Source organism: Paraburkholderia sp. J10-1 (assembly GCF_905220165.1).
Classification (GTDB): Bacteria; Pseudomonadota; Gammaproteobacteria; order Burkholderiales; family Burkholderiaceae; genus Paraburkholderia.
Genome location: NZ_CAJMYW010000072.1, coordinates 1 through 497, shown reverse-complemented (window position 1 = coordinate 497; position 497 = coordinate 1). Strand labels below are relative to the sequence as shown.

At 57.5% G+C, this 497-nt stretch carries 1 protein-coding gene and 1 pseudogene; both read left to right on the top strand.

The window, feature by feature from the left end:
- A pseudogene (locus tag U5A65_RS40755) lies at window positions 1–142 on the top strand (muconate cycloisomerase); the annotation flags it as partial.
- Window positions 143–171: 29 nt separating this feature from the next.
- The gene (gene catC / locus U5A65_RS40750) at window positions 172–462 is read left to right on the top strand and encodes a muconolactone Delta-isomerase (RefSeq protein WP_110382889.1); all 291 of its coding nucleotides are present in this window, start codon (window positions 172–174) and stop codon (window positions 460–462) included.
- The last annotated feature ends 35 nt before the right edge of the window (window positions 463–497 follow it).

Genomic DNA, 497 nt, shown 5'->3' with positions numbered 1-497 from the left:
TACCGAAGAAATTCTGACTACCCCGCTGGACTACAGCGACTTCGAGCTGACGGTGCCGAACGGCCCGGGTCTGGGCATCGAACTGGACGAAGCGAAGGTCAAGCGCTTCACCCGCGACGGCCTGCTGAAAGTGACGAAATAATCCGGACACCTGACAAACGGAATTTGACGATGCTATTCCACGTACGAATGGATGTGAACATCCCGGCCGACATGCCCGCCAACGTCGCCAATGAAATCAAGGCGCGCGAAAAGGCGTACTCGCAGGAGTTGCAGCGCAGCGGCAAGTGGCGCCATATCTGGCGACTGGTGGGCGAGTACGCGAACTACAGCATCTTCGATGTAGAGAGCAATGCAGAGTTGCACGACATTCTCACCGCCTTGCCGCTTTTCCCGTACATGAAGATTTCGGTGACGCCGTTGTGTCGCCACCCGTCCTCCGTCAGGGACAACGACGCTTGAGCTGATTTCCCCCCAATACCAGGAAGCACCAGCCC

Bases quoted from the DNA above. Each gene is read 5' to 3' on its own strand.
- catC (WP_110382889.1), top strand. From the start codon at position 172: ATGCTATTCCACGTACGAATGGATGTGAACATCCCGGCCGACATGCCC.